A 25,154-nucleotide genomic window follows, 5' to 3' on the forward strand; every position below is an offset into this window, starting at 1 on the left:
CAGTTTCAAACAAACCAGGAGCGGGGAAAATTGAAATGCCGCCCTCAATCAATAACCAAATGGTTATGGATAACTGCCCTCGCGATAGGCCAGCCCCACTTCCCGGAGCACCTCCACCGCCCATTGCGCCGCCAGGGACAAAGGCAGGCTGGCATTGCTGGAAATCCCCACCGAGCCACCGGGTTCGCGCAGGCCCAGGTCCAGCTCCCGCAGTTCACCATTGGCCAGGTCCAGGCGCACGGCATCCAGCGGCGCGATCCACAGCGCATCGCTGGACAAGGTGTAGCGTCGGCTCAGGGCCACCGAGAGGGTTTCCAGGCGCTGCTGCGACGGGGCAATGCCGCACTGGATGAACAGGCTGTCGGCGTGCTTGCGAATGCTGGTGCCGGCCAGGGGCAGCACCAAGGGATAGGCGCTCACCGCGTCGCGGTCCAGAGGGCCGGTTGCCAGTGGATGCTGCGGGCGGGCCACCAGGGTCATGGATTCGCTGTACAGATGCTCGAAGCTCAGGCCGTGGATCTCCGGGCTCTCGGTCATGCGCCCCACCACCAGGTCCAGGTCGCCGACCCGCAATTGCGACAGCAGGTAAGCACTGGGGCCGGTCAGCACACTCACGGTCAGCGCCGAATGGCGCTGATGCAGGCGCCGCATCACCTCCGGCAGCAGCAGGCTTTCCACCGTGGAAAGCACACCGATGCGCACCAGCCCGGCGGCGTACTCACCGCCGCGCAGGCTGCTGACACCCTCCCGCAGGGCCTGCACCGAAGGCCCGGCATAACGCAGGAAGGCCCGCCCGGCCTCGGTCAGGCTGAGGCCGGCCTTGCTCCTGGCAAACAGCCGGGTCTCCAGCAACGCTTCCAGTTCCTTGAGGGTTTTCGACATCGCCGGCTGACTCACCGCCAGGACATCGGCCGCCCGGGCCAGGCTGCCCTGGCGGGCCATTTCAAGAAAACACACCAAGTGACGGAATTTGATGCGGGTATCGATGTTCAATAGGGAGCCCCGAATGCGCCTGGATCGGATCGATCCGTAACCGGGCCATGGTAGCGTGCAGAAAAATCCCTGACGACCGGACTGGCGCCGGTTCGAGCCACCAGCAACACTGACCAGCAGAAAAAACGAGGACACCCCCATGCTTTGGAAAAAAGGCCGGCGCAGCGACAACGTCGTGGACGCGCGAGATGACAGCAGCGCCGGCGGTGGCGGTGGCATGCGGTTCGGTGGAGGCAAGGGCTTGAGCCTGACGGCGATCGTACTCATCGTCGGCATCGGCTGGGCCACCGGCCAGGATCCGCTGCAGATCCTCGGGCAACTGCTGGGCCAGCAGAGCGGGCAGACTTCAGCGCCGGCCACCACCCAGGCACGCAAGGCACCACCGGCCAATGACGAACAGGCAGAGTTTGTTCGCGCCATCCTCGGTGACACCGAAGACACCTGGGGCCAGATATTCCAGCAAGCCGGCCGCCAGTATCAGCCGCCCAAGCTGATCCTGTTCCGGGGCCGGGTCAATTCCGCCTGTGGCGCGGCCACTTCCGCCAGCGGGCCCTTCTACTGCCCCGCCGACCGCCAGGTGTACCTGGACATGGACTTCTTCCGGGAGATGGCCCAGCGCTTTTCCGCCGCCGGCGACTTCGCCCAGGCCTACGTGATTGCCCATGAGGTCGGGCACCACGTGCAGACCCTGCTCGGGGTCTCGGCAAAAATCCAGGCCGCACGCCAGCAAGGCCAGCAGATGCAAGGCGATGGCGGCCTGCTGGTACGCCAGGAGCTGCAGGCCGACTGCTTTGCCGGGGTCTGGGCCTATCACGCACAGAAGCGCCTGAACTGGCTGGAACCCGGGGATGTGGAAGAAGCCCTGAACGCCGCCAATGCCATCGGTGACGACCGCCTGCAGCAGCAAGGCCAGGGCCGGGTGGTGCCGGACTCCTTCACCCACGGCACCTCGGCGCAGCGAGTGCGCTGGTTCAAGACCGGCTTCAGCCAGGGCCAGGTCAGCCAGTGCGACACCTTCAGCGCCAGGAGCCTGTAGATGCGCCGCCTGCTGGCCCTGCTGCTGTGCCTGGGCTGCTGCGGCGCCCAGGCGGTGGAACAGGGGGTCAAGCTCATCAGCCCGCAACGCCTGCCCCTGGAGGGCGGGCAACTGGCGCTGGGCCTGAGCCAGGATTGGCGCCAGCCGCTGCCGGGCGTAGAGCGGGCCCTGATCATCGTTCACGGCCGGCTGCGCAACGCCCAGACGTATCTGCACAGTGGGCAAAGCGCTGCCGGGCAGGCCGGGCAAAGCACAACAACCCTGGTGATCGCTCCGCAGTTTCTCAACCAGGGCGACATCGCCCGCCATCAATTGCCAGACGCGCTACTGCGCTGGAAGGGCAATGGCTGGATGGCCGGCGAGCCTTCAGTGGGCCCGCAGGCCATTAGCTCCTATGCGGTGCTCGATGCCATCCTCCAGCGCCTGGAAGACCGCAAACGTTTTCCGGCACTCAAGGAAGTGGTGATTGCCGGTCACTCCGGCGGCGCCCAGGTGGTGCAGCGCTATGCGCTGAGCACCGGCAGCCACCCCGAGCTGGAAAAAGCCGGGATCGGCCTGCGCTACGTGATCGCCAATCCGTCGTCCTACGCCTACTTCGACGCATGGCGCCCGGTGGCATTCGAACCGGCCAGTTGCCCGGGCTTCAACGACTGGAAGTACGGCCTGAACCGGCTGCCGGGCTATGCCGGCGGCCATTCCCCGGCGCAGCTCGAACAGGGCTACGTGACGCGCGACATCACCTACCTGCTGGGCCAGCAGGACACCGATCCCAACCATCCCGCCCTGGACAAGAGCTGCGCTGCCGAGACCCAGGGCGCGTACCGGTTGATTCGCGGGCACAACTACTTCGACTACCTGGTGCGGCGTCATCCGCAAGGCTTGCTGCAACGGCTAGTGGAGGTGCCCGGGGTCGGGCATGACGGAGACCGGATGTTCACCTCGCCCGAGGGGCAGGCGGCAGTGTTCAAGTAAAGAAAGGCGCTGCCTGGAATGACGCTTTCGCCGGCAAGCCGGCGCCTACGGGTGCCTTGCCGGCGAACAGGGCCCTCAGGCCGACAGCAGGTCGCGCAACTGCGCACAATCCCGGGCATGCCAGTCGGTCAGCTCCGGCCAGGGGTTGTCCGGCAGGTTGACCAGCACCGTACGGGTCCCGGCGGCCCGCCCGCAGTCCAGGTCGAAGCGGTAGTCCCCCACCATGACCATCCGTGACGGCGAGATATCCCAGGCTTCGGCCAGCTTCAGCAAACCGCCCGGATGGGGCTTGGGCGGTGCTTCGTCGCGGCCCAGCACGTCGGCCTCGGCAAAGCAGTCCGCCAGGCCGATGGCCTCCAGGGTCACATGGGCCAGCTCTCGCGCATTGCGGGTGAGGATGCCCAGGCGATAACCGCGCCCGGCCAGTTCCCGCACCAGTTCCACCGCACCCGGCGCCGGGCGTGAACCCAGGGCCAGGTCGCGCTCGTGTTCCAGCAGCCAGGCATGCTTGGCCGCGGACTCGTCCGCCGGCAAGGCCGCCAGGTGTGTGAGGATGTCATCCTCGGCAGGAATCGACAGCGCCTCGCGGATCGCCGCGAAATCATGCACAGCGATGGTCAGGGTGCCGTCCATGTCGAACACCCAATGTTTTATCTCTGAAAGACTCATGCCCAATCCTTGCGATGGCGGATCAACCCTTCCTGAGTCACCGAGGCCACCAACTGCCCGGCACGGTTGAACACGCTGCCCCGGGAGAAGCCCCGGGAGTTTCCGGCCCAGGGGCTGTCCATGGCATACAGCAGCCAGTCGTCAGCACGCAGGTCGGCGTGGAACCACAGAGCGTGGTCGAGGCTGGCGACCTGCATGTCCTTCTGCCACACCGACTTGCCGTGGGGCAGCATCGAGGTGGTCAGCAGGCCGAAGTCCGAAGCGTAGGCCAGCAGGTACTTGTGCAGCGCCGGGCTGTCGGCCAGGGCGCCGTCGGCGCGGAACCAGACGTACTTCACCGGATCCATGGGCTGCGGGTTATAGGGGTCCTTCTCGGTCACCGGGCGCACTTCGATCGGCTTGGGGCACAGCAGCTTCTCGCGCATGTGCTCGGGAATCAGGTGGGCGCGCTGGGTGGTGATCTCCAGCTCCGATGGCAGGTTTTCCGGCCCGACCACCTGGGGCATGCTGTTCTGGTGCTCGAAACCCTGTTCGTCGTACTGGAACGAGGCGCTGCAGGTGAAGATCGGATTGCCCTTCTGGATCGCCGTCACTCGCCGGGTGCTGAAGCTGCCGCCGTCGCGCACCCGGTCCACCTGGTAGACCACCGGCAGCGCGGCATCCCCGGGACGCAGGAAGTAGCCGTGCATGGAATGCACGTGGCGCGCTTCCTCCACCGTCTGACTGGCTGCGGACAACGACTGGCCGAGCACCTGGCCGCCAAACAGCTGGCGAAAACCGAGGTCCTGGCTGCGACCGCGAAACAGGTTTTCTTCGATGGCTTCCAGGGTCAACAGATCGACCAGATCATCCAGCACATGACTCATTCAGACTCTCCTCACACAGAGCAAAACCGCGCAATCTCGGCTGCGGCGGTCAAATCAATTGGGGTCGCACCTCATCGGCACATTCTAAACGTGCGCGCTTGCTATCCATGCAAGGTTTCCAACCATTGTTCGCGGGTAATGCGGTACAGCACATGCTCGCGCAGCGGGTGATCGCCAGCGAGGTTCGGATGCTCGAAGTCGTCCTCGGCAGCGTGATGCATACCAATGGCCTGCATCACCTTCTGCGACGGCAGGTTGTTGCGGGTGGTAAAGGCCACGACTTCGTCGAGGGACAGACGATCGAAAGCGCAACGCAAGGCTGTCCAGGCCGCTTCGCTGGCATAACCCAGGCCCCAGTGCTCGCGAGCCAGGCGCCAGGCGATTTCCACTGCCGGGGTGAACGACGCCTCGAAACCGACGACGCCCAGTCCGGTAAAACCGATGAACGCACCAGTGTCCTTACGCTCCAGGGCCCAGACCCCGAAGCCGTGCTCGGCAAAATGCCCGCGTATCCGCCCGATCAGCGCGGCACTTTCCAGACGACTCAAGGGCGCGGGAAAGTAGCGCATGACCTGTGGATCGGCACACATTGCCGCAAATTCCGGCAAATCATCGTCGCGCCATTGACGCAGCAGCAGGCGCGCGCTTTCGAGTTGCAGTATCGGCTCCATCAGTGCCCTCCGTTTCCGTGGGTGCAAGTCTACATCGCTGGTAGGATCCTTCACGGGTTCCTCTAAGAAAATGCCATGCCATTGCCATTGATCTATCACGACGACTACAGCCCCGAGTTCCCGCCGGAGCACCGCTTTCCCATGGACAAGTTCCGCCTGCTGCGCGATCACCTGGTGGCCAGCGGCTTGACCCGCGACGCCGACCTGCTGCGCCCCGAGCTGTGCCCGGCAGAAATCCTCGCCCTGGCCCACGACCCGGCCTATATCGAACGCTACATGAGCGGCGAGTTGTCCCGGGAGGACCAGCGGCGCCTTGGCCTGCCCTGGAGCGAAGCCTTGGCCCGGCGCACGGTGCGTGCCGTCGGCGGCTCCTTGCTGGCCGCCGAACAGGCACTGGAACACGGCCTGGCCTGCCACTTGGCCGGCGGCACCCACCACGCCCACTATGACTACCCGGCGGGGTTCTGCATTTTCAACGACCTGGCGGTGATCAGCCATTACCTGCTGGAAAGCGGACGCGTGGGCCGGGTGCTGATATTCGACTGCGATGTGCACCAGGGCGATGGCACCGCGCGGATCCTGCAACATACCGCCGACGCGGTGACCGTCTCGTTGCACTGTGAAAAGAACTTCCCCGCGCGCAAGGCCCAGAGCGACTGGGATATCCCGCTGCCCATGGGCATGGGCGACGCCGACTACCTGAACGTGGTGGACGACACCCTCAACTACCTGCTGCCCCTGTACCAGCCGGACCTGGTGTTGTACGACGCCGGGGTCGACGTGCATCAGGACGACGCCCTGGGCTACCTCAAACTCACCGATGCCGGCGTGGCCGAACGCGACGAACGGGTCATGCGCCATTGCCTGGGCCGCGACATCCCGGTGGTCGGCGTGATCGGCGGTGGCTACAGCAAGGACCGCCAGGCCCTGGCCCGTCGCCACGGCATCCTCCACCACAGCGCACAACGAGTCTGGGAGTCGTCAGGCTGCTACTGAGCCCTTGCGCCCTTACCCACATCCGCTGTGGAGCCGCTTGTGGATAACCTGGGAGAAAGCCTCTACAGCCCTTGCTCCACGTGGCCTCAAGGCTATCGTCTGTTTTTTGATCAATGTCACCAGACGGTCATGTTGTTGTGGATCGCTTACCCCCAATACCTGTGGAGCTGCCTGTGGATAACCTGAGTGAAAGGCGCTAGATCCCTTGCGCTGTAAGGCTTGCAGAGCGGTGTCTGTTTTTTGATCAGGGTGGCGACACACCTCCATGGCGTTTTTCAACGCCCATACTCGTTGCCAGATAACGACTTGCTCGATAAGCCAGATGGGGCCGTAAACCTTTTCTGCCCTTTGAAGCTGCGCGTCGCGTCCTTGCGCAAGTCACTCAACCGCGCACCGGTAAACCTTGATGGAGCTGCCGAAGCATGATGCGGTCGCACGATTATGTGCGTCATGGCACCGCCACGCTGTTGATGGCCCTGAACTAACTTCAGGGGCATTCGACCAGGAGTATTGGATATAAACATCGGCATCAGCAGTGACTGGAGTTTCTCAAGAAGATCAATCGAGAAACACCCAGGCAACTCCAACCGCATTTGATCGCCGACAACTATTTTCAAAAATCCACAATCAGATCCAGATAATATTGCGGCCGGACTGTCAGCACTCACTTGAAACAGGCTCATTACTATGCGGTTCTTAATCACTGGCGGTGCAGGGTATATCGGTTCACACACATTGCTGGAGTTGCTCCAGGCAGGCCATGAGGCGGTGGTTCTGGATAACCTGTGCAATAGTTCCATGCTCTCGCTACAGCGCGTGCAACAAATAACCGGTGTCGCGCCTGTATTTGTTCAAGGTGATGTTTGCGACCGCGCCGTCCTTGACCGAATTTTTACCCAGTACGAGATCGATGGGGTATTGCACTTCGCGGGCCTGAAAGCCGTCGGAGAGAGCGTAAAACAGCCCTTGTCCTACTATCAGAACAACGTCAGTGGCAGCATCACCTTGTGCCAGGCCATGGCCACCGCAGGCGTCTACCGCCTGGTGTTCAGCTCCTCCGCCACAGTGTACGGCGACCCGGTGCAGATACCGCTGGTCGAAAACAGCCCGCTGGGAACACCTACCAACCCCTATGGCACCTCCAAGTTAATGGTAGAGAAGATACTGCAGGATATGGCAGCCGCCGATCCACGCTGGTCAGTCGCCCTGTTGCGCTACTTCAATCCGGTGGGCGCACATCAGAGTGGACTTATGGGCGAAGACCCAAACGGCCTGCCGGAAAACCTATTGCCCTACATAAGCCGTGTCGCTGTGGGAAAGCTCGAAAGACTTTCCATCTATGGCAACGACTATCCGACCCCCGACGGCACCGGTGTGCGTGACTACATTCATGTAGTTGATCTTGCCAAAGGGCACATAGCAGCCGTGAACTACATTTCCCAGCACACCGGTATAAATGCCTGGAACCTCGGGACCGGGGTGGGTTACTCAGTACTGGAAATGATCCGGGCATTCGAGGATGCCTCTGGCTGCACCATTCCCTACACCCTCTCCCCACGCCGTCAGGGCGACATTGCGCAATGCTGGTCGGATCCGTCCAAGGCACTGCACGACCTGGGCTGGAAGGCAGAACGCGGTTTGAAGGAGATGATGGAGGATACGTGGCGTTGGCAGTCGAATAACCCGGATGGGTACAGGTCATTTGAATGAAGACGGCACTGGCCGGCACGACTGCCTCATGGGTTTTCAGGTTTCGTGCAGATTAAATCAAGAAATTGGTGACTGGCGGTGTTGAAGAGCGGCTGGTGGAGCACCCAGGACATGCCTCGGGCCATGGCCGGCAATTCATCCAGCAGGCGCTGTTCCCGAGCATTGCTTACAATAACCGCCCCTTCCATTTTCTAGGCTTTTTGATGTCCCCCACCCTTACTTCCCGCGTCGCGATTATCGGCGGCGGCCCCGCCGGCCTGATGGCCGCCGAGGTACTGAGCCAGGCCGGGGTTCTGGTCGACCTGTACGACGGCATGCCATCGGTGGGCCGAAAATTCCTCCTGGCTGGGGTCGGTGGCATGAACATCACCCACTCCGAAGCCTATCCGGCCTTCCTCTCGCGCTACGCCGAGCGTGCGCCGCAAATCGCCCCGCTGCTGCGCGAGTTCGGCGCCGAGGCACTCTGCCAATGGATTCATGAGCTGGGTATCCAGACGTTTGTCGGCAGCTCCGGCCGGGTGTTTCCTACCGACATGAAGGCTGCGCCGCTGCTGCGCGCCTGGCTCAAGCGCCTGCGCGATGCCGGAGTCGTTATCCACACTCGGCACCGCTGGCTGGGCTGGAATGCCGACGGCAGCCTGCGCATCCGGCATGCCGAGGGTGAAAGTGCGGTACGGGCGGATGGGGTCCTGCTGGCATTGGGCGGCGGCAGTTGGGCACGCCTGGGTTCCGACGGGGCTTGGCTGCCCCTGCTGGAACAGCGCGGTGTGCAGCTTGCGCCCTTGCAACCGAGCAATTGCGGTTTTGAGGTCAGCGCCTGGAGCGAGCTGCTGCGCAGCAAATTCGCCGGCGCGCCGCTGAAGAACGTGGCCATCGGCCTGAATGACGATGTGCCTCGGCTGGGTGAATGCGTGATCACCGCCAGCGGCATCGAGGGCAGCCTGATCTATGCACTGTCGGCGCCGATTCGCGAATCCATCAACCGGCACGGGCAGGCGACGGTCCATATCGACCTGCTACCGAACAAGCCCCTGGACAAGGTCCAGGCCGCCCTTTCCAAGCCACGCGGCTCGCGGTCCATGGCCAAGCACTTGCAGAGCCAGTTGGGGATCGAGGGGGTAAAGGCGGCGTTGCTGCGAGAACTGACACCCGCCCCGGCCTTCAATGACCCGGCGCTCTTGGCGGCAGCCATCAAGGCCCTGCCCCTGACGCTGATCAAGCCTCGCCCACTGGACGAAGCCATCAGCAGCGCCGGCGGCGTAATGTTTGAAGCCCTGGACAACGACCTGATGCTTCGGCAGTTGCCTGGAGTGTTTTGCGCAGGGGAAATGCTCGACTGGGAAGCGCCGACCGGCGGCTACCTGCTGACCGCCTGCTTTGCCAGCGGGCGCCAGGCGGGGCTGGGGATGCTGAAGTGGTTGCGGCGCCAGCCATAAACAGCTTCGCCGGCAAGTCGGCGCCTACGAAAGGGTAGGAGCCGGCTTGCCGGCGAAGGGCCCGGCGCGATGTCAGATCAAGGCTTGCGCTTGCGCGGCCCGGTGTTGAAAGCCGGCACCTTGCGCACCGGTTTCACCGCCGGAGCTTCAGCCACTTCGCCACTGTCCACCCACTTGCCCAGGTTGCGCTTGCCGCCACCGCCGGAGGTTTTCGGCTTCTTGGGCTTCTTCGGCTTTTTCACCACCTGGCCACTGGCGTCGGTTTCCGGCACCCGGTGCTCGGGTTCGAAATCCTGTTCCTCATGGCGCTTGAGGGTCTGGCGGGTGAGCATCTCGATCGCCGAGAGCAGGTTCACCTCGTCGGCGCACACCAGGGAAATCGCCTCGCCGGTGGAACCGGCACGGCCGGTACGCCCGATGCGGTGGATGTAGTCCTCGGCCACGATCGGCAGGTCGAAGTTGACCACCAGCGGCAGGTCTTCGATGTCCAGGCCGCGGGCCGCCACATCGGTGGCCACCAGGATCTGGATCTCACTGGCCTTGAACCGGTCCAGGGCGCGCTGACGCGTGGCCTGTGGCTTGTCGCCATGGATGCCGTCGGCATTCACGCCCTGGCCCTGGAGTTTCTCCACCAGCGCATCCACACCGTTGCGGGTCTTGGCGAACACCAGCACCTGCTTCCAGCGATTCTTGCGCAGCAGGTGGCTGAACAGCTCCGGCTTGCGCTTCTTGTCCACTGGCACCACCCATTGCTTGACCGTGTTGGCAGCCACGTTGCGCGGGCTGACCTCGATGCTCAGCGGATCGTTGAGCATCTGCCCGGCCATCTGGCGGATGGCGTCGGAGAAGGTGGCGGAGAACAACAGGGTCTGGCGTTTCTTCGGCAGGGCCGCGTAGATGCTCTTGAGCTCTTCGGAGAAACCCAGGTCGAGCATGCGGTCGGCCTCATCCAGCACCAGGGTCTGCAACTGGCTGAACTTCACCGCATTCTGACGGAACAGGTCCAGCAGACGCCCCGGAGTCGCCACCAGCAGGTCCACGCCTTTGCGCAGCTTCATCATTTGCGGGTTGATGCTGACCCCGCCGTACACCGCATAGGTGCGCAGCGGCAGGTGTTCGGCGTACTGGCGCACGCTTTCGTGGACCTGCTCGGCCAGTTCCCGGGTCGGCACCAGGATCAGCGCGCGTACCGAGTTGCTATCGACTTTCGGCCCTTCCAGGGTCAGCAACTGCAACAGCGGCAGAGCGAAACCGGCGGTCTTGCCGGTGCCGGTCTGGGCCGCGGCCATCAGGTCACGCCCGCCCAGCACTGCCGGAATGGCTTGCGCCTGCACCGGGGTCGGGGTCTGGTAGCCGAGGGTTTCGAGGGCGCGCAGCAGGGGTTCGATCAGGCCAAGAGTGGCGAATGTCATGGGGGTACCGTAGGAAAAAGTCAGCACAGGGACGCAATGGGCGGCAGTTTACCCTAATTCAGGGGCTTGCTCCCGGGCCGCCCCAGGCCTGCCAAGCCCGCCCCGGTGAGTGTATGCTCGCCCCACTGTTTGCCACGGGTCGCGCACAAGGGCAGCGCAACATCCGAGCTGGCACTCAACCGCCCCTTTGCCCTTCCCAAGGAGCCTCACCGCGCATGGACAACCAAAACCCCTTCCAGGCCCCTGCCGCCGAACTCCTGGCCAGCAAGCCAACCGATCAGAGCCTGAGCCTCTACAGCGTGGCGGCCATTGGCCTGAGCACCTTCATCGGCACCTCCGTGGCCGGCGCCTATTTCATCAGCCAGAACCTCAAGGCCATGGGCCGCGAGAGCGAAGTGAACAAAGTCTGGGCCATGGGCATCGGCCTTTTCATTGCCATGAGCGTGGCAGGCTTTTTTCTTCCGGAAAGTATCCCTGCGGTGGTGTTCATCCTGCCGCCGATCTACGGGATGAACGCCTACGCACGCCAACTGTTCGGCCCCCAGGTGATAGAGCACAAGGCCGGCAACGGGCGCTTCTTCTCGCTATGGCGAGTGGCGGGAATCAGCCTGCTGTTTTCCCTGGCCCTCGCGGCAGTGTTATTCGCCCTCGTCCTGCTGAGCGGGTTCGAGTAAGGCCCCCTGGCAGCCCTTTCAGCCGCCACAAGCCCCCACCGGGCAGCCTCTTGCGGCCTGGCTCAATGGAGTGAGCGATGCGCAATCTTGTCCTGTACACCTCAATGCTAGTGGGGCTTTGCCTGCCACACGCCTATGCAGCCGAATCCATCGGCTTTCGTGAAATCCAGCTAGGGGATTCCAGCCACAACCGTGAGCTGCATGTCGGCCTCTGGTACCCCACCGAGGACGGGTCAACGCCTGCCACCTCCTCGGAAAATCCGGTTTTCCAGGGGGTGCCGGCGATCAAGGATGCCCACCCCACCTCCCCCGCCCATCCATTGGTGGTGCTGTCCCATGGCTATGGCGGCAACTGGCGCAACCTCAGTTGGCTGGTACCGTCACTGGTCAGCCAGGGCTATATCGTGGCGGCACCTGATCATCCGGGCACCAGCACCTTCGACAAGCGCCCGGTGCAAGCCGCAAGGCTCTGGGAGCGGCCGCAGGACCTGAGCCGGGTCATAGACGCCCTCAGCGCTGACCAGTCCCTGGCAGGCGCGGTCGACCCGCAGCGCATCGCCGCCATCGGCCATTCGCTGGGCGGCTGGACAGTCACCGCATTGGCCGGCGCCCGCTATAGCCCGCAACGCTTCCTTGAGGAATGTCGGCTGCATCCCAACCCGCGTCTGTGCGGGCTGGCTCCGGAGCTGGGGATTGCGCCGCAAAACCAGGGCTCTCTGAGCACCGACCTGCGGGACCCGCGAGTCAAGGCGGTCGTCTCCCTGGACCCGGGGCTGGTCCGTGGGTTCACCCCGCAAAGCTTGTCAGCGGTGCAGACGCCGACCCTGATCCTGGGAGCAGGAGTCGATATTGCCAGCATGCCGGTGCAGCAGGAGTCGGGCTACCTGGAAACCCACCTGCCATCGGCCACCTCCAGCCTGCTGGTGATCGCCGACGCCAGCCATTTCAGCTTCATGCAAATCTGCAAGCCAGGCGCCACGGCCCTGCTCCGGGAAGAGAACCCCGAGGATGAAATCATCTGCCGGGACGGCGGCCAGCGCAGCCGCGAAGCGATTCACCAGCAAGCGAGCCAGGTCATCGGCGACTTTCTCCAACGGAGCCTGGCCGGCCTGCCACCGGGACAGTGATCAGGCCGCCTCTTCCTGGGCCGCGGCCTTGGGCTTGCGCCATTGGGGCAGGCCGATCAGCACTACGGCACTGATGATCACCAGCATGGCCATGGCCTCCTCGATGCCAATGGTTTCGCCGACGAAGACGATGCCCAGCAGCACCGCCACCGCCGGGTTGACATAGGCGTAGCTGGTGGCCGCGGCTGGACGCACGTGCTTGAGCAGGTACATGTAGGCGTTGAAGGCGATGATCGAACCGAAACCGGCCAGGTAGGCCAGGGCCAGCCAGCCTTCCATCGCAGGCAGGGTGTCCAGATGCTCACCGCTCAGGGCACTGCCGATCATCAGCACCACGCCACCGACAAGCATTTCCGCGGCACTGGCCATGGCGCCCTGGGGCAGCGGCAGATGCTTGCTCCACACCGAGCCGAAAGCCCAGGCCGCCGCAGCGAACAGCAGCAAGGCGGCGCCCATCGGGCTCGACTGCAGGTTGGACCCCAGGTTGAGCATGCCGATGCCAATCATCCCGAGGACGATCCCGGCCCACTCCAGGCGCGTGTTGCGTGCGCCCCAGAAATACCCGCAGAGCAAGGTGAACAAAGGCACCGTGGCCACCGCCAGCGCCGCGACGCCGGAGGTCACCCCGGAGTGTTCGGCCAGCGTTACCGCGCCATTGCCACAGCTCAACAGCAGCACACCGATGATCCCTGCGGCCTTCCATTGTGCCCAGGTCGGCGCCGGTACTCCGCGCCAGCGCAGAAAGGCGTACATCAGGCTACCGGCGATGATGAAGCGAATGCCGCCGAGCATCAGTGGCGGCCAGTATTCGACACCGATGCGAATCACCAGGTACGTCGAGCCCCAGATCACGTAGAGGGCAAAAAAGGCGGCGATCAACGGCAGCGAAAAACGGCTTTGGCCAGGCATGGTAGGCGGCTCTGAGGCAGGCAGGGGGAGGTCTATTCTAGAAACTCGGCCCAGGGAACTTAAGTTACAAAACCTGTTTATAACGCCCGTACACTTTCCAAAAGATGGAGATAAGGGCTATATACCGTGCTTTCGAAAGCTGGATAGATCGAGAGCCTTCCATGGACAAGTACGACCGCATGCTCCTGGCCAGCCTGCTGGAAAATGGCCGGGCGAGTTACGCCGAGCTGGCACGCAAGGTGAATCTCTCGGCACCAGCGGTGGCCGAGCGCGTGGCCAAGCTGGAGGCCAGCGGAGTGATCACCGGCTACCAGGCCAAAGTCGACATGGCCAAGGTCGGCTTGCCGATCCAGTGCGTGATCGAACTGCGCCTGGCCCAGCACGGCAACCAGAAGGCCTATGACGAACTGATCAAGATTCCCCAGCTTACCGAGTGCCACCGGGTCACCGGCGACCCCTGCGTGATCATGCAGGCCGCAGTGGGATCGATGCCGGAGCTGGAGGAGTTGATCAACCGCGTGGCCCAGTTCGGTTTCAGCAAGACTTCCATCGTGCTCTCCAGCGCCATTGAACGGCGCGTGCCCCTGGGGCAACTGGAAAGCAAATGAACCTCGGGGCTCAGAACCCGCGGTGGCGCTTGAGGTGTTCGGGTACTTTGGCCGCGGGAACCTTCTGCAGTTTGCACAGGAAGTCATGGGACAGCTCGCGCAGGCCATGCTTGTGCCTCAGTTCGCCGGCCAGGTGGGCCACCAGGTTGGCGGCCATTTCCGCATCGGCCATGGCCCGGTGAGCCTGGCCAGTGTGCGGCAGGCCGGCGAATGAAGTCAGGGTGCCCAGCTTGTGATTAGGAGCCGCCGGCATCAGGCGCCGCGCCAGCAGCAGCGAACAGGCGAAGTTCTGCAGGCGGGTGCGCTTGATCCGGCCCAGCTCGAAATCCCAGAACTTCTGGTCGAAGGCCGCGTTGTGCGCCAGCAACGGCGTGATGCCGACGAACTCGTTGACCTCGTTCATCACCTGCTCTGCCGGGGGTGCGCTGCGCAACATGGCATTGCTGATGCCGGTCAGTTGCTCAATAAACGCCGGCACCCGCACGCCGGCATTCATCAGGCTCTGGTAACGCTCGACGATGCGCCCCTGCTCAAGGATCACCACGGCTATTTCCGTGGCCCGGCAACTGCTGCTCGGGGAGATCCCGGTGGTTTCAAAGTCGATGACGGCAATGCGTTCCAAACCTGTCCTGCTCCGTATGAAAATTGATCAGCTTTTAAGCAGCAAGGCGCCTTCGATCGGCACATAACGCGTAGCCGCGCGAATCAGCGAGTTGGCGGTCAGCCCCGGCACGCCATAGGCCACCGCGCTGACCCCGTGCTTGTGGATGATGCGCTCCAGCAGCAGGTCGAAATCACCGTCACCGGAAGCCAGCACCACTTCGTCGACATGGGCCGCAGCGTCCATGATGTCGATGGTGATGCCCACGTCCCAGTCGCCCTTGGCCGAGCCGTCGCTGCGCTGGATATAGGGCTTGAGTTTTACCGTGAAGCCCAGGTTGCGCAGGATCTGCTGGAACTGCTGTTGCTTGCTGTCACCACGATCGATGGCATAGGCATAGGCTTCGACAATCTGCCCTTGCTTGCTGATATCCGCCCACAGCGCCGCATAGTTGAAGTGGCAACCATAAGCCTGACGAACGGTGTAGTAGAGGTTCTGGACATCGGCGAACACAGCGATTTTCTTCACCGCTAATCCTCATGGCGCAGCAGCGCAGGGGCTGGATCGGGCCTCGGGCCCCGAAAAGTCGCCCAGTATGCCAGTCGCAGGGATTGTTCCGCGAATAATCGGTCCGGGGCAGGTGTTTGCCCCGGACCGACGCAGGTCAGACGAAGGAGTCGTCGTCGGAGAAGAACGAGCTGTCGTCGTTGTCGTAGTCGGCATTGCTGAAGCCACCCTGGTCGCTGTTGCCCCAGGAATCGTTGTTGGCCAGGCGCTGGTCGTCATTGCCCCAGCCGCTGTTGTCGCTGGCCGGCGCCGGCTCTTCCTTGATGACTTCGACGATTTCCTGGGGCTGCTGGTTGTTGTGGAACAGGCTGCTAATGCCCTGGGCCAGCATGACCCCGCCCGCAACGCCGGCGGCAGTTTTCAAGGCGCCGCCCAGGAAACTGCTACCCGCTGCCGGTGCCTGCTGCGGTGCATAGTTCTGTGGCGGTGCGGCGTAATTCTGCTGCGGCGCGCCGAAGTTCTGTGGCGCGGTGGCGCCAAAGGAAGAACGCGCCGGTTCACGCCAGCCTCCACCGGACGACGGCGGCGGCGCGCTCTGGTTCGGTGCCGGCTGTGGCTCGCGGGAACCGCCGAAGATGCTCGACAGGAAACCGCCACCGGCCGCCGGTGCCGGTGCACTGGCCTGGGCCCGGGCTTGTTGCAGGTCAGCCTGCAATTGCTGGACTTGCTGGGTCAGCTGCTGGTTCTGCTCGTTGAGGCTCTTAAGTGCGGCCTCCTGCACCAGGATCGCCTGGGTCATGAAATACCCGGCCGCAGGCTGGCGGGTCAGATGCTCCTTGATCCGCGCCTCTGCCTGGGCGTCGCGCGGGGCTGAATCCGTTTCGGCTTGCTGCAACCGTGAAAACAGTCCATCGATCAGGGTTTGCTCTTGGTTGTTCATGGCGACCTCTTTAGATTGCCGGTAGAAATCTGGTCCGCCGCTCGGACAGAGCGGTGGTACGCACCAGTTATGGGGCTGGTGCGACGACTTTCAATGGTCTTTACCCAAGGTTTACGTTTGCTCGGGCGGGGCCTGCATCGGTTAAAGTGTGCAACCGCTTCTTCAACTGCGATCTCATCGAATGAATCCGTTAGATGTACTGCGTGACTCTCTGTATTTCTTCCAGCGCAACCTCGGGCAGATCACCCAGCTGTGCCTGCCGCTGGTGATTCTCGAAGCCTTGCTGCAACAAGGGGTCAACAGCGCCCTGGGCCCCGATACCTTCCCGGGCTACAGCGTGGTGGTGGGCCTTCTGGTGTACCCGTTGTACACCGGTGCGCTGATCCTGTTTCTCGACGCCCGCACCCGGGGCGAGTCGCCGCGTACCCGGGACCTGCTGGCCATGGCCCTGACCCTGTGGCCGCGTTTTGCCCTGCTGACGGCGGTCAGCACCCTGCTGATCCTGGTGGGGTTGTCGCTGTATTTCCTGCCGGGGCTGTGGCTGATGGTGGTACTGGCTTTCGCCGAGTACCTGCTGGTGCTCAAGGGCATGGCGCCGCTGGCGGCCATCAGCGAAAGTTTCCGCCTCAGCCGTGGGCACTTCCTGCGGATCCTGGTGTGCATCCTGGCGGTAATGACCCCGCTGTGGCTGCTCAAGGGGGCCAGTGAAGCGGCCTATTCCGAACCGCTGAACCCGCTGCTGTCCCTGGCCATCGATAGCGCCTACAGCTTTCTGCAGCTGTTCACCAGCGTGGTGCTGTTCCGCCTGTTCATGCTGATCAGCGAGCAGCCGGACAAGCGCTGAATCCTCCCCCCGGCCGCTCTGCCCCTTGGGTGACGGCCGTGCTCTCGGTTATGCTCCGGGGCCATCCTGCAACGCCATAAGCCGAGCCGATGATCCGTCTACTTCGCATCACCCTGTTGAGCCTGTTGTTGATCGGTCTGGTGCTGGCCGGGCTGGTCTACAGCCTGACCTGGCGCCCGGAGGCCAAGGAAAGCCTCGCTGTCAGTTGCAGTGCCCAGGCCGCGCCGCTGGTGCCGGGCCAGGCCCTGAAAGTGATGACCTGGAACCTGCAGTACCTGGCGGGCAAGCGCTATGTGTTCTGGAACGACCAGGCACAGGGCGAGGACGAGCAGCCGACCCTGGAGGACATGGCCTTCAGCCTCGACGAAGTGGCTCGCGTGATCCGCGACGAACAACCGGACCTGGTGCTGCTGCAGGAAGTGGACAACGGCGCCAAGGCCAGCGCCTACCAGGACCAGCTCAAACTCCTGCAGGAACGCCTCACCGATCTCTACCCCTGCAGCACCCAGGCGTACGACTGGAAAGCCGATTTCGTACCATCGCCGCATATTTTCGGCAGTGTCGGCCGACAACTGGCCACCCTCAGCCGCTATCGCATCGATCACGCCGAACGCCTGCAACTGCCCACAGCCGAACACGGCTTCATCGGCCGGCAGTTCCAGCCCAGGGAGGCCCTGCTGCTGAGCTACCTGCCCCTGAACGACGGCGGCCAGGTGGCGGTGCTCAATACCCATCTGGAACGTGCTCGCACGCCTGGCCAGACGCAATCAAGGCAGGTCGCAGCCATTGGTAAAGTCCTGGATAAACTCGAAGGCCGCGGCACGCCCTGGCTGATTGGCGGGGATTTCAACCTGTTGCCCCTGGGCCAGTACCAGCGACTGAGCGACGTGCAACGGGCGCCCTACAGTGCCGACAGCCCGCTGCACCTGCTGTGGGACAAATACCCGATGATTCCCAGCAACACCCAGGCCAGCGGCGTCGACCGCGCGCATTGGCTGACCCACTACCCCAACGACCCGAGCCTCGACGGCCCGGATCGCACGGTGGACTACCTGTTCTACAGCCCGCGGCTCAAGCGAGTCGAATCCCGGGTGCGCCAGGACGACACCTTGCGCATCTCCGACCACCTGCCGGTGCTGGCCCGGTTCCTCTTGCCGGCGCAATAAACCCCAGAGCGGCTACAGGGCAGTACGGGAGTTCGGGTTATTTGCGCGGTTTGACCCGCGCCGTGGCTTCGGCGATCAGCGGGTCATCCGGCCAGTAGTGCTTGGGATAACGGCCCTTGAGGTCCTTTTTCACCTCGGCGTAGGTGCTGCGCCAGAAGTTCGCCAGATCCTGGGTGACCTGTACCGGACGTCGTGCCGGAGACAACAGGTGCAACTTGACCACCTGGCGGCCACCGGCAATGCGCGGTGTTTGCGCCAGGCCGAACAGCTCCTGCAGGCGTACCGCCAGGATGGGTGGATGCTCGCTGTAGTCCAGGCGAATCGACGACCCGGAAGGCACCGTCAGGTGATGGGGGGCCAGCTCATCCAGGCGCTGAGGCAGTGGCCAGGGCAGCAGGTTGTGGATAATTCCGGCCAGCTCCAGGTTGGCGAAGTGGCTGAGCCGCGAGACCTTGCCCAGGTAGGGCTGCAACCACTGCTCCAGCCCCTTGAGCAAGGCCCCGTCACTGACATCCGGCCATTGGCTGGTGCCCGTGGCCTCCAGGTCCAGCTGACGCAACAACGCTACCCGGGCCTGCCACTGGCGCAGCTCCGGGGTCCAGGGCAACAGCTCCAGGCCTTTGCGCCGGACCAGATTGACCAGGGCCAGGGTGCGGGCGGACTCATCCAGCCCGCTCAGCGGTTCGCGACTGAGCACCAGTTCGCCGACCTTGCGCTGGCGTTCGGCCCGCAGCACGCCTTCGCGCTCGTCCCAATCCAGCTGATCGACTTGCCGCACCTGCTCCGCCAGTACCGAATCGAACAACATCGGATCGAAATCCGCCGCCAGGTAGATGCGTTCCTCGCGCTGCCCCTGGCGGCTGCCCAGGTCGGCGATCACCAGCCAGGGTTGCTTCATCAGGCTGTCAGTTTCGCTGAACAGCGCCGCGCGGCCGTTGGCCAGGCGGTATTCGGCGCCGCCGGGGCGCCGCTGCTGGGCCACCCGGTCGGGATAGGCCAGGGCCAACAGGGCGCCGAGCCAGCGCGGGTGCTCGGGGTCGGCCACCGCAGCCTCGGGCTGCCCGCGCAGATAGCCCCGATACTGGCGCGCCAGTTGTCGGGCACGCTGCACCCCGCCCTGGGCTCCGCGAGCGGCACGTTCTTCTCCGCCAAGCAGCACCAGGCGGCTGTGCAGGTCGGCGCCGGCGCCGCGCAGGATATCCCGCTCCCCCAGCAGGGCCGCGACATCGCAAGCCATCGGCGCCAACCCCAGGGACTGGCCGCGCAGCAGCAGATGGGCGATGCGCGGGTGAGCCGGCAACTCGGCCATGGCCTGGCCGTGGCGGGTCAGGCTGCCATCGTCATTCAACGCCCCCAGGCGCACAAGCAAGTCCTGGGCCTGGGCATAAGCGGCACTGGGGGGAGCGTCCAGCCATACCAGTTGATTTGGCGTCACGCCCCAGCGCGCCAGTTGCAGGGCCAATCCGGCCAGGTCCGCCTGGAGGATTTCCGCACTGGCATAGGCGGCCAGTTGCTCCTGTTGATCGGCCGACCACAAGCGGTAGCACACGCCGGGCTCCAGACGCCCGGCACGCCCGGCGCGCTGGGTGGCGCTGGCCCGGGAAATACGCTGGGTATCGAGGCGGGTCATGCCGCTGCCGGGATCGAAACGCGGCACCCGCGCCAGCCCGGCATCCACCACCACCCGCACGCCATCGATGGTCAGGCTGGTTTCGGCAATGTTGGTGGCCAGCACCACTTTGCGCTTGCCCGACGGCGCCGGGTCGATGGCTGCGCGCTGGGCTGCCAGGTCCAGCTCGCCATGCAACGGGCAGAGCAGGATCTCGCTGCGCTCGCCCAGGGCTTCGGCCAACTGCTGGTGCACCCGGCGGATCTCCGCCTGGCCGGGGAGGAACACCAGCAGGCTGCCGCTTTCATCGTTGAGGGCCTCGAGCACGGTCTGCACCACCCTTGGCTCGATGAATTCACCGGGCTGGAAGGGTCGGCCCCAGCGCTGGGTCACCGGGTACATGCGCCCTTCACTGCGCAGGATCGGCGCATCGCCGAGCAGGGTCGACAGGCGCTCGCCTTCCAGCGTCGCCGACATCAGCAGGATCTTCAGTGGCTGCTCGTCACGAAACAGCTCGCGGCCATTGAGGCTCAGGGCCAGGGCCAGATCGGCGTCCAGGCTGCGTTCGTGGAATTCATCGAAGATCAGCAGGCCGACGCCTTCCAGGGCCGGGTCATCCTGCAGGCGCCGGGTGAGGATGCCTTCGGTGACCACCTCGATGCGGGTACGCGGGCCGACCTTGCTGTCCAGGCGGATGCGATAACCCACGGTCTCGCCGACTTTCTCTCCCAGCTCGCTGGCCAGGCGCTCGGCGGCGGCCCGGGCGGCCAGGCGCCGGGGTTCGAGCATGAGGATGGTCTGTCCGGCCAGCCAGTCCTGGTCCAGGAGCGCCAGGGGCACGCGGGTCGTCTTGCCGGCACCGGGCGGGGCTTCGAGCACAGCTTCATGGCGTGTCGCCAGGGCGGTACGCAGTGCAGGCAAAACTTCATCAATTGGCAAAGAATTCATGCTGGCTCCAAAACAGAGGCGCGAGTATAACGGCGAACTGCCTGGGGTTAATCATGGTCTGAGTGCTGATCGACAAGACTCAACACCCCGCTTCATCCCTCGTTGCTTTCGTGCTTGCTAGGAGATTTCCATGCGTATTTCCCACCGTGTCATCGGCGGCGTTCTGGTGGCCACCCTGCTGACCCAACTCACCGCCTGCGGCTCGATCTTCTTCCCCGACCGGCGCGGCCAGATCGACGGCAAGATCGATCCCCTGGTGGCTGTGCTGGATGCCGTTGGCCTGCTGTTCTACGTGATTCCGGGGCTGATCGCCTTCGGCGTCGACTTCGCCACCGGGGCCATCTACCTGGAGCCGGGCAAGACCGCGCAGATCGCGCCGGAAAAACTGCAACAGGCCATCGGCGCCGACGGTAAAGTCGACAACCGCAAGCTGCAGGCCATCCTGGAAAGCGAATTGGGGGGCAGCTTCCCCCTGGATGACCCACGCCTGATCCAGCACAAGGGCAGCGTGCAACAACTGGCGCTGTACGGCCTGCAACCTGCTGCCTGATCACTTTTACCCAGGAACCCGCCGTCGATGACCGCCGACTCGGAACACGCCCGCCTCCTGCGCCTGGCCACCCGCGCCTCGGTCACCGTGGCGGGCATACTGATCGTGACCAAGGCTGTCGCCTGGTGGCTCAGCGGCTCGGTGAGCATGCTCGCCGGGCTCACCGACTCGGTGCTGGACGGTTTCACCTCGCTGCTCAACCTGCTGGCAGTGCATTACGCCCTGCGCCCGGCAGACGACGACCACCGCTATGGCCACGGCAAGGCCGAGTCCCTGGCGGGCATGGCCCAGGCATTGTTCATCGCCGGCAGCGCGGTTCTGATTGCCCTCCAGGCGGCGCAACGCCTGCAACATCCGGAACCGGTAGGCGCGCCCTGGCTGAGCATCGGGGTGATCGTCCTGTCGCTGGCGCTGACCATTGCCCTGCTGCTCCTGCAGCACCGGGTGATCCGGGCGACCGGCTCCAATGCAGTGCGCGCCGACTCCCTGCACTACCGCTCCGACCTGATGCTCAACGGCAGCATCCTGCTGGCCCTGGTGCTGGCGGCGTTCGGCCTGCATCAGGTGGACGCCTGGTTCGGCCTGGGGATTGCCGTCTACATTCTCTGGAGCGCGATCCAGATCGCCCGGGAGAGCTTCTCGGTGCTGATGGACCAGGAGCTGCCACCGGACGTCAGCCAGCACATGCTGGAGCTGGCGTGTAGTGTGCCGGGAGTACTGGGAGCCCATGACCTGCGCACACGGATTTCCGGCAGCCACTGGTTTGTCCAACTGCACCTGGAATTACCCGGGGAACTGACCCTTTCGGTGGCCCATGGCATCAGCGACCAGGCCGCCGATGCCATCCAGAAGGCCTATCCACGGGCCGAAGTGCTGGTGCACGCCGACCCGCAGGAAGTGGTGAAGGCAGCCAGGGCTCAGTAGGTCACCTGATAGCCCCGTGAGCTCAAGCAGTTGCCCTGGGCCTGGCGGTAGGCCTGGACCACTTGCGGGGCCGGCTGATAGGTCACGCTCGCAGGATCGAAGCCGCTCTGCTGCACCGCCCAGCGATAGCAGTCGTAACGGTCCTGGTCGATCTGCTGCGGCGACTGGCCGTTGACCGGGTAGGCCAGCACGTCATAGCCATTGCCGCTCTGCTGCGGGTCCGCAACCGGCACGCCGGCAGGTGGCTCGACCACCACGTACTGCTGGGTGTTGGCTTCGTAGGTGTAGTAGGCCCCTGCCGCCAGAAAGAACAGCGCGCTGCCGATCCAGACTTCCCGCGCATAGTCGGGCAGGTACGTCACGCGAATGCCATAGGGCGGGCGCACCACCACGTAGCGCGGGCCTTGCGGGCGGTACCAGTAACCACCGGAAAAAAAGTAATCCTGGCCGCGATAGGCGACCCGGTCATTGCGCCCGGGGAAGCGGTCGATCACATACCCGGGGCGGTACTGCGGCCCGGGGCCCCAGCCATTGCCATGGCCATCTGGGCGGCCCGGCCAGCGGTAGTCGTTGGGATGGCCGCCACCTGGCCGAGAGCCCGGGCCGCCAGCCTGCCAATGCTGGTTGTAGTCGTTGCGCCGGGGAATGTCCTGATAGTAGCCACGCTGTGGCTCCTGGGTCTGGCGCACGGTGTCGGGGCGGCCCTGGATCGGCAGGTTGTTCGGCTGCTGCACCTGGGGTTGTGGCGCGGGGGGCGGGCGAACCTGCTGATTGGGATCGTGCTGAGGCCGGTTCTGCCACTGCCCTCCCGGGTTCTGGCCGTTGTGCTCGAACTGACGGCTGTTATCGCCGCGAATGATTTCATTCTGCGGCCGCTGTGGCTGCGCACTGGGTGATGGACGGTTGGGAACATTGGCGGGCCGCGGCGGGGCATTTTCCGGGCGACCCTGGCCTTGATGCTCTCGCTGCTCGCCCCCGGGAGCGCCATGCTGCGCAGGCGGCCGATTCTCGTCTCGCTCATCGGCGAGCAACTGAGCGTTGACGCTCAGGCACAACACACCAACACCTGCCATACGCCAGATGCGCGACTTCATGCTATTCCTCACTGCGGATAGGGGGGGCCTGTACATAAGACTGAAAAAGCCCTGGGCGGTTCTGCATCAGGTTATCAGTCACGAGACTTATTTCGCAGGCAATAAAAAAGGGCGGCCCGTCGGCCGCCCTTTGAGATTTTGTCCGTGCTCGGCGCTTTTGACGCCGGCTCACCTCACTCCGTCTTCTGGACAGCGTGTAGCCCGGGGGCCGGCTCAACCCTGTGGGATTGGCGGCCGCGGCAGGCCTGATTCGGCGGGCCGCAGTGGACTCTATGTCCGGGCAGTGATTCTGGTGATAAGAATAGGCGCGCAGCGAAGACAGAGGATTGCGAAGATTGCTTGCAAAAACACCACTTGCGCAATTTTTAACCCAAGATAGATAATTAAACGCAATAGTTACGACAAAGGCCTGATTGATGAGCAAACTCGACCGCTACGACCTGAGCATTTTGGCGGAGTTGCAACGCGACGCCCGTATCTCCAACCAGGAACTGGCCGAGCGCATCGGCCTGTCGCCCTCCCCCTGCTCGCGCCGGGTCAAGCAGCTGGAGGACGATGGCTACATTTCCCGCCAGGTCGCCCTGCTGGACCGCAAGATGCTCGGTCTGAGCCTGACCGCCTATGTCCTGATCGGCATGGACCGGCACACGCCGGAACGCTTCGAGAATTTCGAAGCCGCGATCCGCAGCCTGCCCCAGGTGCTGGAGTGCAGCCTGGTGACCGGGGTCGATGCCGACTACCAGCTCAAGGTGGTGGTACCGGACATGGACCATTACCAGAAGCTGCTGCTCGGCCATCTGACCCGTATCGAGGGCGTGACCAGCGTGCGTTCGAGCTTCGTGCTCAATCAGGTGCTCAACAGCACCGAACTGCCGCTGACCCACTTGCGCAACTGAATCCCGGCCCCCGCTGTGGCGACATAACGCATGCAGATCAATGCTTGGGCCGCGGGCGTTGGCGTATACTCGCCCGGCATTTTTTGCCCTGCCTGCACTGGAGATGAGTGATGGACCCAGCAGTATTCGAAGAGTGGATGATGACCGGCCTGGTCAGCATCCTGATCATTTTTATGGGTTTCATCGTCTGGGACCTGGCCAAGAAGTCCAAGGCCGGGCGCTTCGGCTCGTTCATCCTGTTCTTCGTGCTGGGCCTGGGCGTTGCAGCATTCATCATCAAGAGCGTGGTGATCGGCCTGATCGAGTCCGGCGCCTTATAAGCGCGCCGCCACCTCTTTCCACTGGCCCTGCTCCAGGCCGTCCAGGGTCCAGTCGCCGATCCTGACTCGCACCAGGCGCAAGGTCGGTAGCCCCACCGCAGCGGTCATGCGCCTTACCTGGCGGTTGCGCCCCTCGCGTATCACCAACTCCAGCCAACTGGTGGGCACGCTCTTGCGAAAGCGCACCGGCGGGTTGCGCGGCCATAGCGTCGGTTCTTCGAGCTGGCGCGCCTCGGCCGGCAGGGTCATGCCGTCATTCAACTGCACACCTTCGCGCAAGCGCTGCAACTGCTCGGCACTGGGCTCGCCCTCGACCTGCACCCAATAGGTCTTGGCCAGCTTGTGCTTGGGATCGGCGATGCGCGCCTGCAACTGCCCGTCATTGGTCAACAGCAGCAACCCTTCACTGTCGCGATCCAGGCGCCCGGCCGGGTAGACCCCGGGAACCGCAATGAAGTCCTTGAGCGTGGCCCGCCCCTCGCCATCGCTGAACTGGGTCAGCACATCGAAAGGCTTGTTGAACAGGATCAGCTTCGGCTCGGTCGGCGCGGCCTTGGCCGCACGCTTGGCGGGAGAGGAGGAAAACGGTTTGGCGCCAGGGCGGCGGGAAGCGGGACGGGGCGGACGGGACATGGGAGCAGGAACATTCAGCGATCAGGACCGACAATGCTAGTGG

26 protein-coding genes and 1 pseudogene are annotated in these 25,154 nt (G+C 64.0%); 15 read left to right on the forward strand and 12 right to left on the reverse strand.

The features are described 5' to 3' along the window. Positions 1-63: 63 nt before the first annotated feature. On the reverse strand, positions 64-993 hold the full coding sequence (gene pcaQ, locus ABCR88_RS28625; RefSeq protein ID WP_011063617.1) for a pca operon transcription factor PcaQ: 930 nt from the start codon (positions 991-993) through the stop codon (positions 64-66). Between the two features lie 139 nt (positions 994-1,132). Between pcaQ and ABCR88_RS28630 the strand changes: the two genes are divergently transcribed. Further along, positions 1,133-2,029, forward strand: coding sequence for a neutral zinc metallopeptidase (locus ABCR88_RS28630; RefSeq protein WP_011063618.1), 897 nt, complete (start codon positions 1,133-1,135; stop codon positions 2,027-2,029). Then, positions 2,030-3,001: an alpha/beta hydrolase gene (locus tag ABCR88_RS28635; protein WP_232644542.1), complete on the forward strand. Its 972-nt coding sequence runs from the start codon at positions 2,030-2,032 to the stop codon at positions 2,999-3,001. It begins immediately after the preceding gene. A gap of 75 nt (positions 3,002-3,076) precedes the next feature. On the opposite strand, the gene ABCR88_RS28640 is transcribed toward ABCR88_RS28635, so the two are convergent. From ABCR88_RS28640 to ABCR88_RS28650, 3 genes are all read right to left on the reverse strand, one after another. Then, positions 3,077-3,670: an HAD family hydrolase gene (locus ABCR88_RS28640; protein ID WP_047289414.1), complete on the reverse strand. Its 594-nt coding sequence runs from the start codon at positions 3,668-3,670 to the stop codon at positions 3,077-3,079. Next, positions 3,667-4,536, reverse strand: coding sequence for an acyl-CoA thioesterase II (tesB, locus tag ABCR88_RS28645; RefSeq protein WP_011063621.1), 870 nt, complete (start codon positions 4,534-4,536; stop codon positions 3,667-3,669). Before tesB ends, ABCR88_RS28640 begins: the two co-directional genes overlap by 4 nt. 101 nt (positions 4,537-4,637) lie before the next feature. Continuing rightward, entirely contained in the window at positions 4,638-5,207 is a 570-nt protein-coding gene (locus tag ABCR88_RS28650) for a GNAT family N-acetyltransferase (protein ID WP_236186392.1), read from the reverse strand. Positions 5,208-5,282: 75 nt separating this feature from the next. On the opposite strand from ABCR88_RS28650, the gene ABCR88_RS28655 reads away from it, so the two are divergent. From ABCR88_RS28655 to ABCR88_RS28670, 4 genes and pseudogenes are all read left to right on the forward strand, one after another. Further along, complete coding sequence (locus ABCR88_RS28655) at positions 5,283-6,203, forward strand: histone deacetylase (protein WP_041119986.1); 921 nt, start codon at positions 5,283-5,285, stop codon at positions 6,201-6,203. 326 nt (positions 6,204-6,529) lie between these two features. Continuing rightward, positions 6,530-6,814: pseudogene (locus tag ABCR88_RS28660) on the forward strand (hypothetical protein); the annotation flags it as partial. Between the two features lie 76 nt (positions 6,815-6,890). Continuing rightward, on the forward strand, positions 6,891-7,913 hold the full coding sequence (gene galE, locus ABCR88_RS28665) for a UDP-glucose 4-epimerase GalE (RefSeq protein ID WP_350403751.1): 1,023 nt from the start codon (positions 6,891-6,893) through the stop codon (positions 7,911-7,913). A gap of 203 nt (positions 7,914-8,116) precedes the next feature. After that, a complete protein-coding gene (locus ABCR88_RS28670; RefSeq protein WP_041120715.1) occupies positions 8,117-9,349 on the forward strand; it encodes a TIGR03862 family flavoprotein in 1,233 nt (410 codons plus the stop codon). Between the two features lie 77 nt (positions 9,350-9,426). On the opposite strand, the gene ABCR88_RS28675 is transcribed toward ABCR88_RS28670, so the two are convergent. Further along, positions 9,427-10,761, reverse strand: coding sequence for a DEAD/DEAH box helicase (locus ABCR88_RS28675; RefSeq protein ID WP_065364703.1), 1,335 nt, complete (start codon positions 10,759-10,761; stop codon positions 9,427-9,429). Positions 10,762-10,976: 215 nt separating this feature from the next. Here ABCR88_RS28675 and ABCR88_RS28680 point away from each other — a divergent pair, with 215 nt between their 5' ends. Continuing rightward, the gene (locus ABCR88_RS28680) at positions 10,977-11,435 is read left to right on the forward strand and encodes a hypothetical protein (RefSeq protein WP_350403752.1); all 459 of its coding nucleotides are present in this window, start codon (positions 10,977-10,979) and stop codon (positions 11,433-11,435) included. Between the two features lie 77 nt (positions 11,436-11,512). Beyond that, positions 11,513-12,562, forward strand: a complete 1,050-nt coding sequence (locus ABCR88_RS28685) for an alpha/beta fold hydrolase (protein WP_350023263.1) — start codon at positions 11,513-11,515, stop codon at positions 12,560-12,562. Here ABCR88_RS28685 and yedA read toward each other — a convergent pair whose 3' ends face one another. Continuing rightward, the gene (yedA, locus tag ABCR88_RS28690; RefSeq protein WP_350403753.1) at positions 12,563-13,471 is read right to left on the reverse strand and encodes a drug/metabolite exporter YedA; all 909 of its coding nucleotides are present in this window, start codon (positions 13,469-13,471) and stop codon (positions 12,563-12,565) included. Between the two features lie 161 nt (positions 13,472-13,632). Here yedA and ABCR88_RS28695 point away from each other — a divergent pair, with 161 nt between their 5' ends. Further along, positions 13,633-14,079, forward strand: coding sequence for an Lrp/AsnC family transcriptional regulator (locus tag ABCR88_RS28695; protein WP_011063630.1), 447 nt, complete (start codon positions 13,633-13,635; stop codon positions 14,077-14,079). A 10-nt stretch (positions 14,080-14,089) separates the two neighbouring features. Here ABCR88_RS28695 and ABCR88_RS28700 read toward each other — a convergent pair whose 3' ends face one another. The 3 genes from ABCR88_RS28700 to ABCR88_RS28710 form a co-directional block, all read right to left on the reverse strand. Continuing rightward, positions 14,090-14,701: a 3'-5' exonuclease gene (locus ABCR88_RS28700; RefSeq protein ID WP_011063631.1), complete on the reverse strand. Its 612-nt coding sequence runs from the start codon at positions 14,699-14,701 to the stop codon at positions 14,090-14,092. Between the two features lie 27 nt (positions 14,702-14,728). Further along, positions 14,729-15,208, reverse strand: coding sequence for an NYN domain-containing protein (locus ABCR88_RS28705; RefSeq protein ID WP_011063632.1), 480 nt, complete (start codon positions 15,206-15,208; stop codon positions 14,729-14,731). 136 nt (positions 15,209-15,344) lie between these two features. After that, positions 15,345-16,127, reverse strand: a complete 783-nt coding sequence (locus ABCR88_RS28710) for a DUF2076 domain-containing protein (RefSeq protein ID WP_350023265.1) — start codon at positions 16,125-16,127, stop codon at positions 15,345-15,347. 181 nt (positions 16,128-16,308) lie between these two features. Here ABCR88_RS28710 and ABCR88_RS28715 point away from each other — a divergent pair, with 181 nt between their 5' ends. Further along, positions 16,309-16,971, forward strand: coding sequence for a YciC family protein (locus tag ABCR88_RS28715; RefSeq protein ID WP_236186400.1), 663 nt, complete (start codon positions 16,309-16,311; stop codon positions 16,969-16,971). Positions 16,972-17,060: 89 nt separating this feature from the next. Beyond that, positions 17,061-18,137, forward strand: coding sequence for an endonuclease/exonuclease/phosphatase family protein (locus ABCR88_RS28720; protein WP_015637151.1), 1,077 nt, complete (start codon positions 17,061-17,063; stop codon positions 18,135-18,137). Positions 18,138-18,174: 37 nt separating this feature from the next. On the opposite strand, the gene hrpB is transcribed toward ABCR88_RS28720, so the two are convergent. Continuing rightward, positions 18,175-20,694, reverse strand: coding sequence for an ATP-dependent helicase HrpB (gene hrpB / locus ABCR88_RS28725; protein WP_015637152.1), 2,520 nt, complete (start codon positions 20,692-20,694; stop codon positions 18,175-18,177). A gap of 130 nt (positions 20,695-20,824) precedes the next feature. Here hrpB and ABCR88_RS28730 point away from each other — a divergent pair, with 130 nt between their 5' ends. After that, positions 20,825-21,244, forward strand: coding sequence for a hypothetical protein (locus ABCR88_RS28730; protein WP_011063637.1), 420 nt, complete (start codon positions 20,825-20,827; stop codon positions 21,242-21,244). Positions 21,245-21,271: 27 nt separating this feature from the next. Continuing rightward, the gene (locus ABCR88_RS28735; protein WP_350403754.1) at positions 21,272-22,168 is read left to right on the forward strand and encodes a cation diffusion facilitator family transporter; all 897 of its coding nucleotides are present in this window, start codon (positions 21,272-21,274) and stop codon (positions 22,166-22,168) included. On the opposite strand, the gene ABCR88_RS28740 is transcribed toward ABCR88_RS28735, so the two are convergent. Continuing rightward, a complete protein-coding gene (locus ABCR88_RS28740) occupies positions 22,162-23,262 on the reverse strand; it encodes a DUF6515 family protein (protein WP_236186401.1) in 1,101 nt (366 codons plus the stop codon). The two genes, ABCR88_RS28735 and ABCR88_RS28740, sit on opposite strands and share 7 nt — an antisense overlap. Positions 23,263-23,678: 416 nt before the next feature. On the opposite strand from ABCR88_RS28740, the gene ABCR88_RS28745 reads away from it, so the two are divergent. Next, positions 23,679-24,158: an Lrp/AsnC family transcriptional regulator gene (locus ABCR88_RS28745; protein WP_011063640.1), complete on the forward strand. Its 480-nt coding sequence runs from the start codon at positions 23,679-23,681 to the stop codon at positions 24,156-24,158. 110 nt (positions 24,159-24,268) lie between these two features. Then, positions 24,269-24,478, forward strand: coding sequence for a DUF2788 domain-containing protein (locus ABCR88_RS28750; protein WP_003228500.1), 210 nt, complete (start codon positions 24,269-24,271; stop codon positions 24,476-24,478). Here ABCR88_RS28750 and ABCR88_RS28755 read toward each other — a convergent pair. Next, complete coding sequence (locus ABCR88_RS28755) at positions 24,473-25,111, reverse strand: pseudouridine synthase (RefSeq protein WP_041119996.1); 639 nt, start codon at positions 25,109-25,111, stop codon at positions 24,473-24,475. The genes ABCR88_RS28750 and ABCR88_RS28755 overlap by 6 nt on opposite strands. Positions 25,112-25,154 lie beyond the last annotated feature (43 nt).

Source organism: Pseudomonas sp. W17 (assembly GCF_040268305.1).
Classification (GTDB): Bacteria; Pseudomonadota; Gammaproteobacteria; order Pseudomonadales; family Pseudomonadaceae; genus Aquipseudomonas; species Aquipseudomonas protegens.

What these genes read in the sequence shown, in the direction of transcription:
- ABCR88_RS28650 (WP_236186392.1), bottom strand. Translation starts at nt 5,207, where the DNA reads ATGGAGCCGATACTGCAACTCGAAAGCGCGCGCCTGCTGCTGCGTCAA.
- ABCR88_RS28655 (WP_041119986.1), top strand. Translation starts at nt 5,283, where the DNA reads ATGCCATTGCCATTGATCTATCACGACGACTACAGCCCCGAGTTCCCG.
- yedA (WP_350403753.1), bottom strand. Translation starts at nt 13,471, where the DNA reads ATGCCTGGCCAAAGCCGTTTTTCGCTGCCGTTGATCGCCGCCTTTTTT.
- ABCR88_RS28685 (WP_350023263.1), top strand. Translation starts at nt 11,513, where the DNA reads ATGCGCAATCTTGTCCTGTACACCTCAATGCTAGTGGGGCTTTGCCTG.
- ABCR88_RS28730 (WP_011063637.1), top strand. Translation starts at nt 20,825, where the DNA reads ATGCGTATTTCCCACCGTGTCATCGGCGGCGTTCTGGTGGCCACCCTG.
- ABCR88_RS28695 (WP_011063630.1), top strand. Translation starts at nt 13,633, where the DNA reads ATGGACAAGTACGACCGCATGCTCCTGGCCAGCCTGCTGGAAAATGGC.
- ABCR88_RS28735 (WP_350403754.1), top strand. Translation starts at nt 21,272, where the DNA reads ATGACCGCCGACTCGGAACACGCCCGCCTCCTGCGCCTGGCCACCCGC.
- ABCR88_RS28630 (WP_011063618.1), top strand. Translation starts at nt 1,133, where the DNA reads ATGCTTTGGAAAAAAGGCCGGCGCAGCGACAACGTCGTGGACGCGCGA.
- ABCR88_RS28750 (WP_003228500.1), top strand. Translation starts at nt 24,269, where the DNA reads ATGGACCCAGCAGTATTCGAAGAGTGGATGATGACCGGCCTGGTCAGC.
- ABCR88_RS28715 (WP_236186400.1), top strand. Translation starts at nt 16,309, where the DNA reads ATGAATCCGTTAGATGTACTGCGTGACTCTCTGTATTTCTTCCAGCGC.
- ABCR88_RS28635 (WP_232644542.1), top strand. Translation starts at nt 2,030, where the DNA reads ATGCGCCGCCTGCTGGCCCTGCTGCTGTGCCTGGGCTGCTGCGGCGCC.
- ABCR88_RS28755 (WP_041119996.1), bottom strand. Translation starts at nt 25,111, where the DNA reads ATGTCCCGTCCGCCCCGTCCCGCTTCCCGCCGCCCTGGCGCCAAACCG.
- ABCR88_RS28710 (WP_350023265.1), bottom strand. Translation starts at nt 16,127, where the DNA reads ATGAACAACCAAGAGCAAACCCTGATCGATGGACTGTTTTCACGGTTG.
- ABCR88_RS28680 (WP_350403752.1), top strand. Translation starts at nt 10,977, where the DNA reads ATGGACAACCAAAACCCCTTCCAGGCCCCTGCCGCCGAACTCCTGGCC.
- hrpB (WP_015637152.1), bottom strand. Translation starts at nt 20,694, where the DNA reads ATGAATTCTTTGCCAATTGATGAAGTTTTGCCTGCACTGCGTACCGCC.
- tesB (WP_011063621.1), bottom strand. Translation starts at nt 4,536, where the DNA reads ATGAGTCATGTGCTGGATGATCTGGTCGATCTGTTGACCCTGGAAGCC.
- ABCR88_RS28720 (WP_015637151.1), top strand. Translation starts at nt 17,061, where the DNA reads ATGATCCGTCTACTTCGCATCACCCTGTTGAGCCTGTTGTTGATCGGT.
- galE (WP_350403751.1), top strand. Translation starts at nt 6,891, where the DNA reads ATGCGGTTCTTAATCACTGGCGGTGCAGGGTATATCGGTTCACACACA.
- ABCR88_RS28640 (WP_047289414.1), bottom strand. Translation starts at nt 3,670, where the DNA reads ATGAGTCTTTCAGAGATAAAACATTGGGTGTTCGACATGGACGGCACC.
- ABCR88_RS28745 (WP_011063640.1), top strand. Translation starts at nt 23,679, where the DNA reads ATGAGCAAACTCGACCGCTACGACCTGAGCATTTTGGCGGAGTTGCAA.
- ABCR88_RS28740 (WP_236186401.1), bottom strand. Translation starts at nt 23,262, where the DNA reads ATGAAGTCGCGCATCTGGCGTATGGCAGGTGTTGGTGTGTTGTGCCTG.
- ABCR88_RS28675 (WP_065364703.1), bottom strand. Translation starts at nt 10,761, where the DNA reads ATGACATTCGCCACTCTTGGCCTGATCGAACCCCTGCTGCGCGCCCTC.
- ABCR88_RS28670 (WP_041120715.1), top strand. Translation starts at nt 8,117, where the DNA reads ATGTCCCCCACCCTTACTTCCCGCGTCGCGATTATCGGCGGCGGCCCC.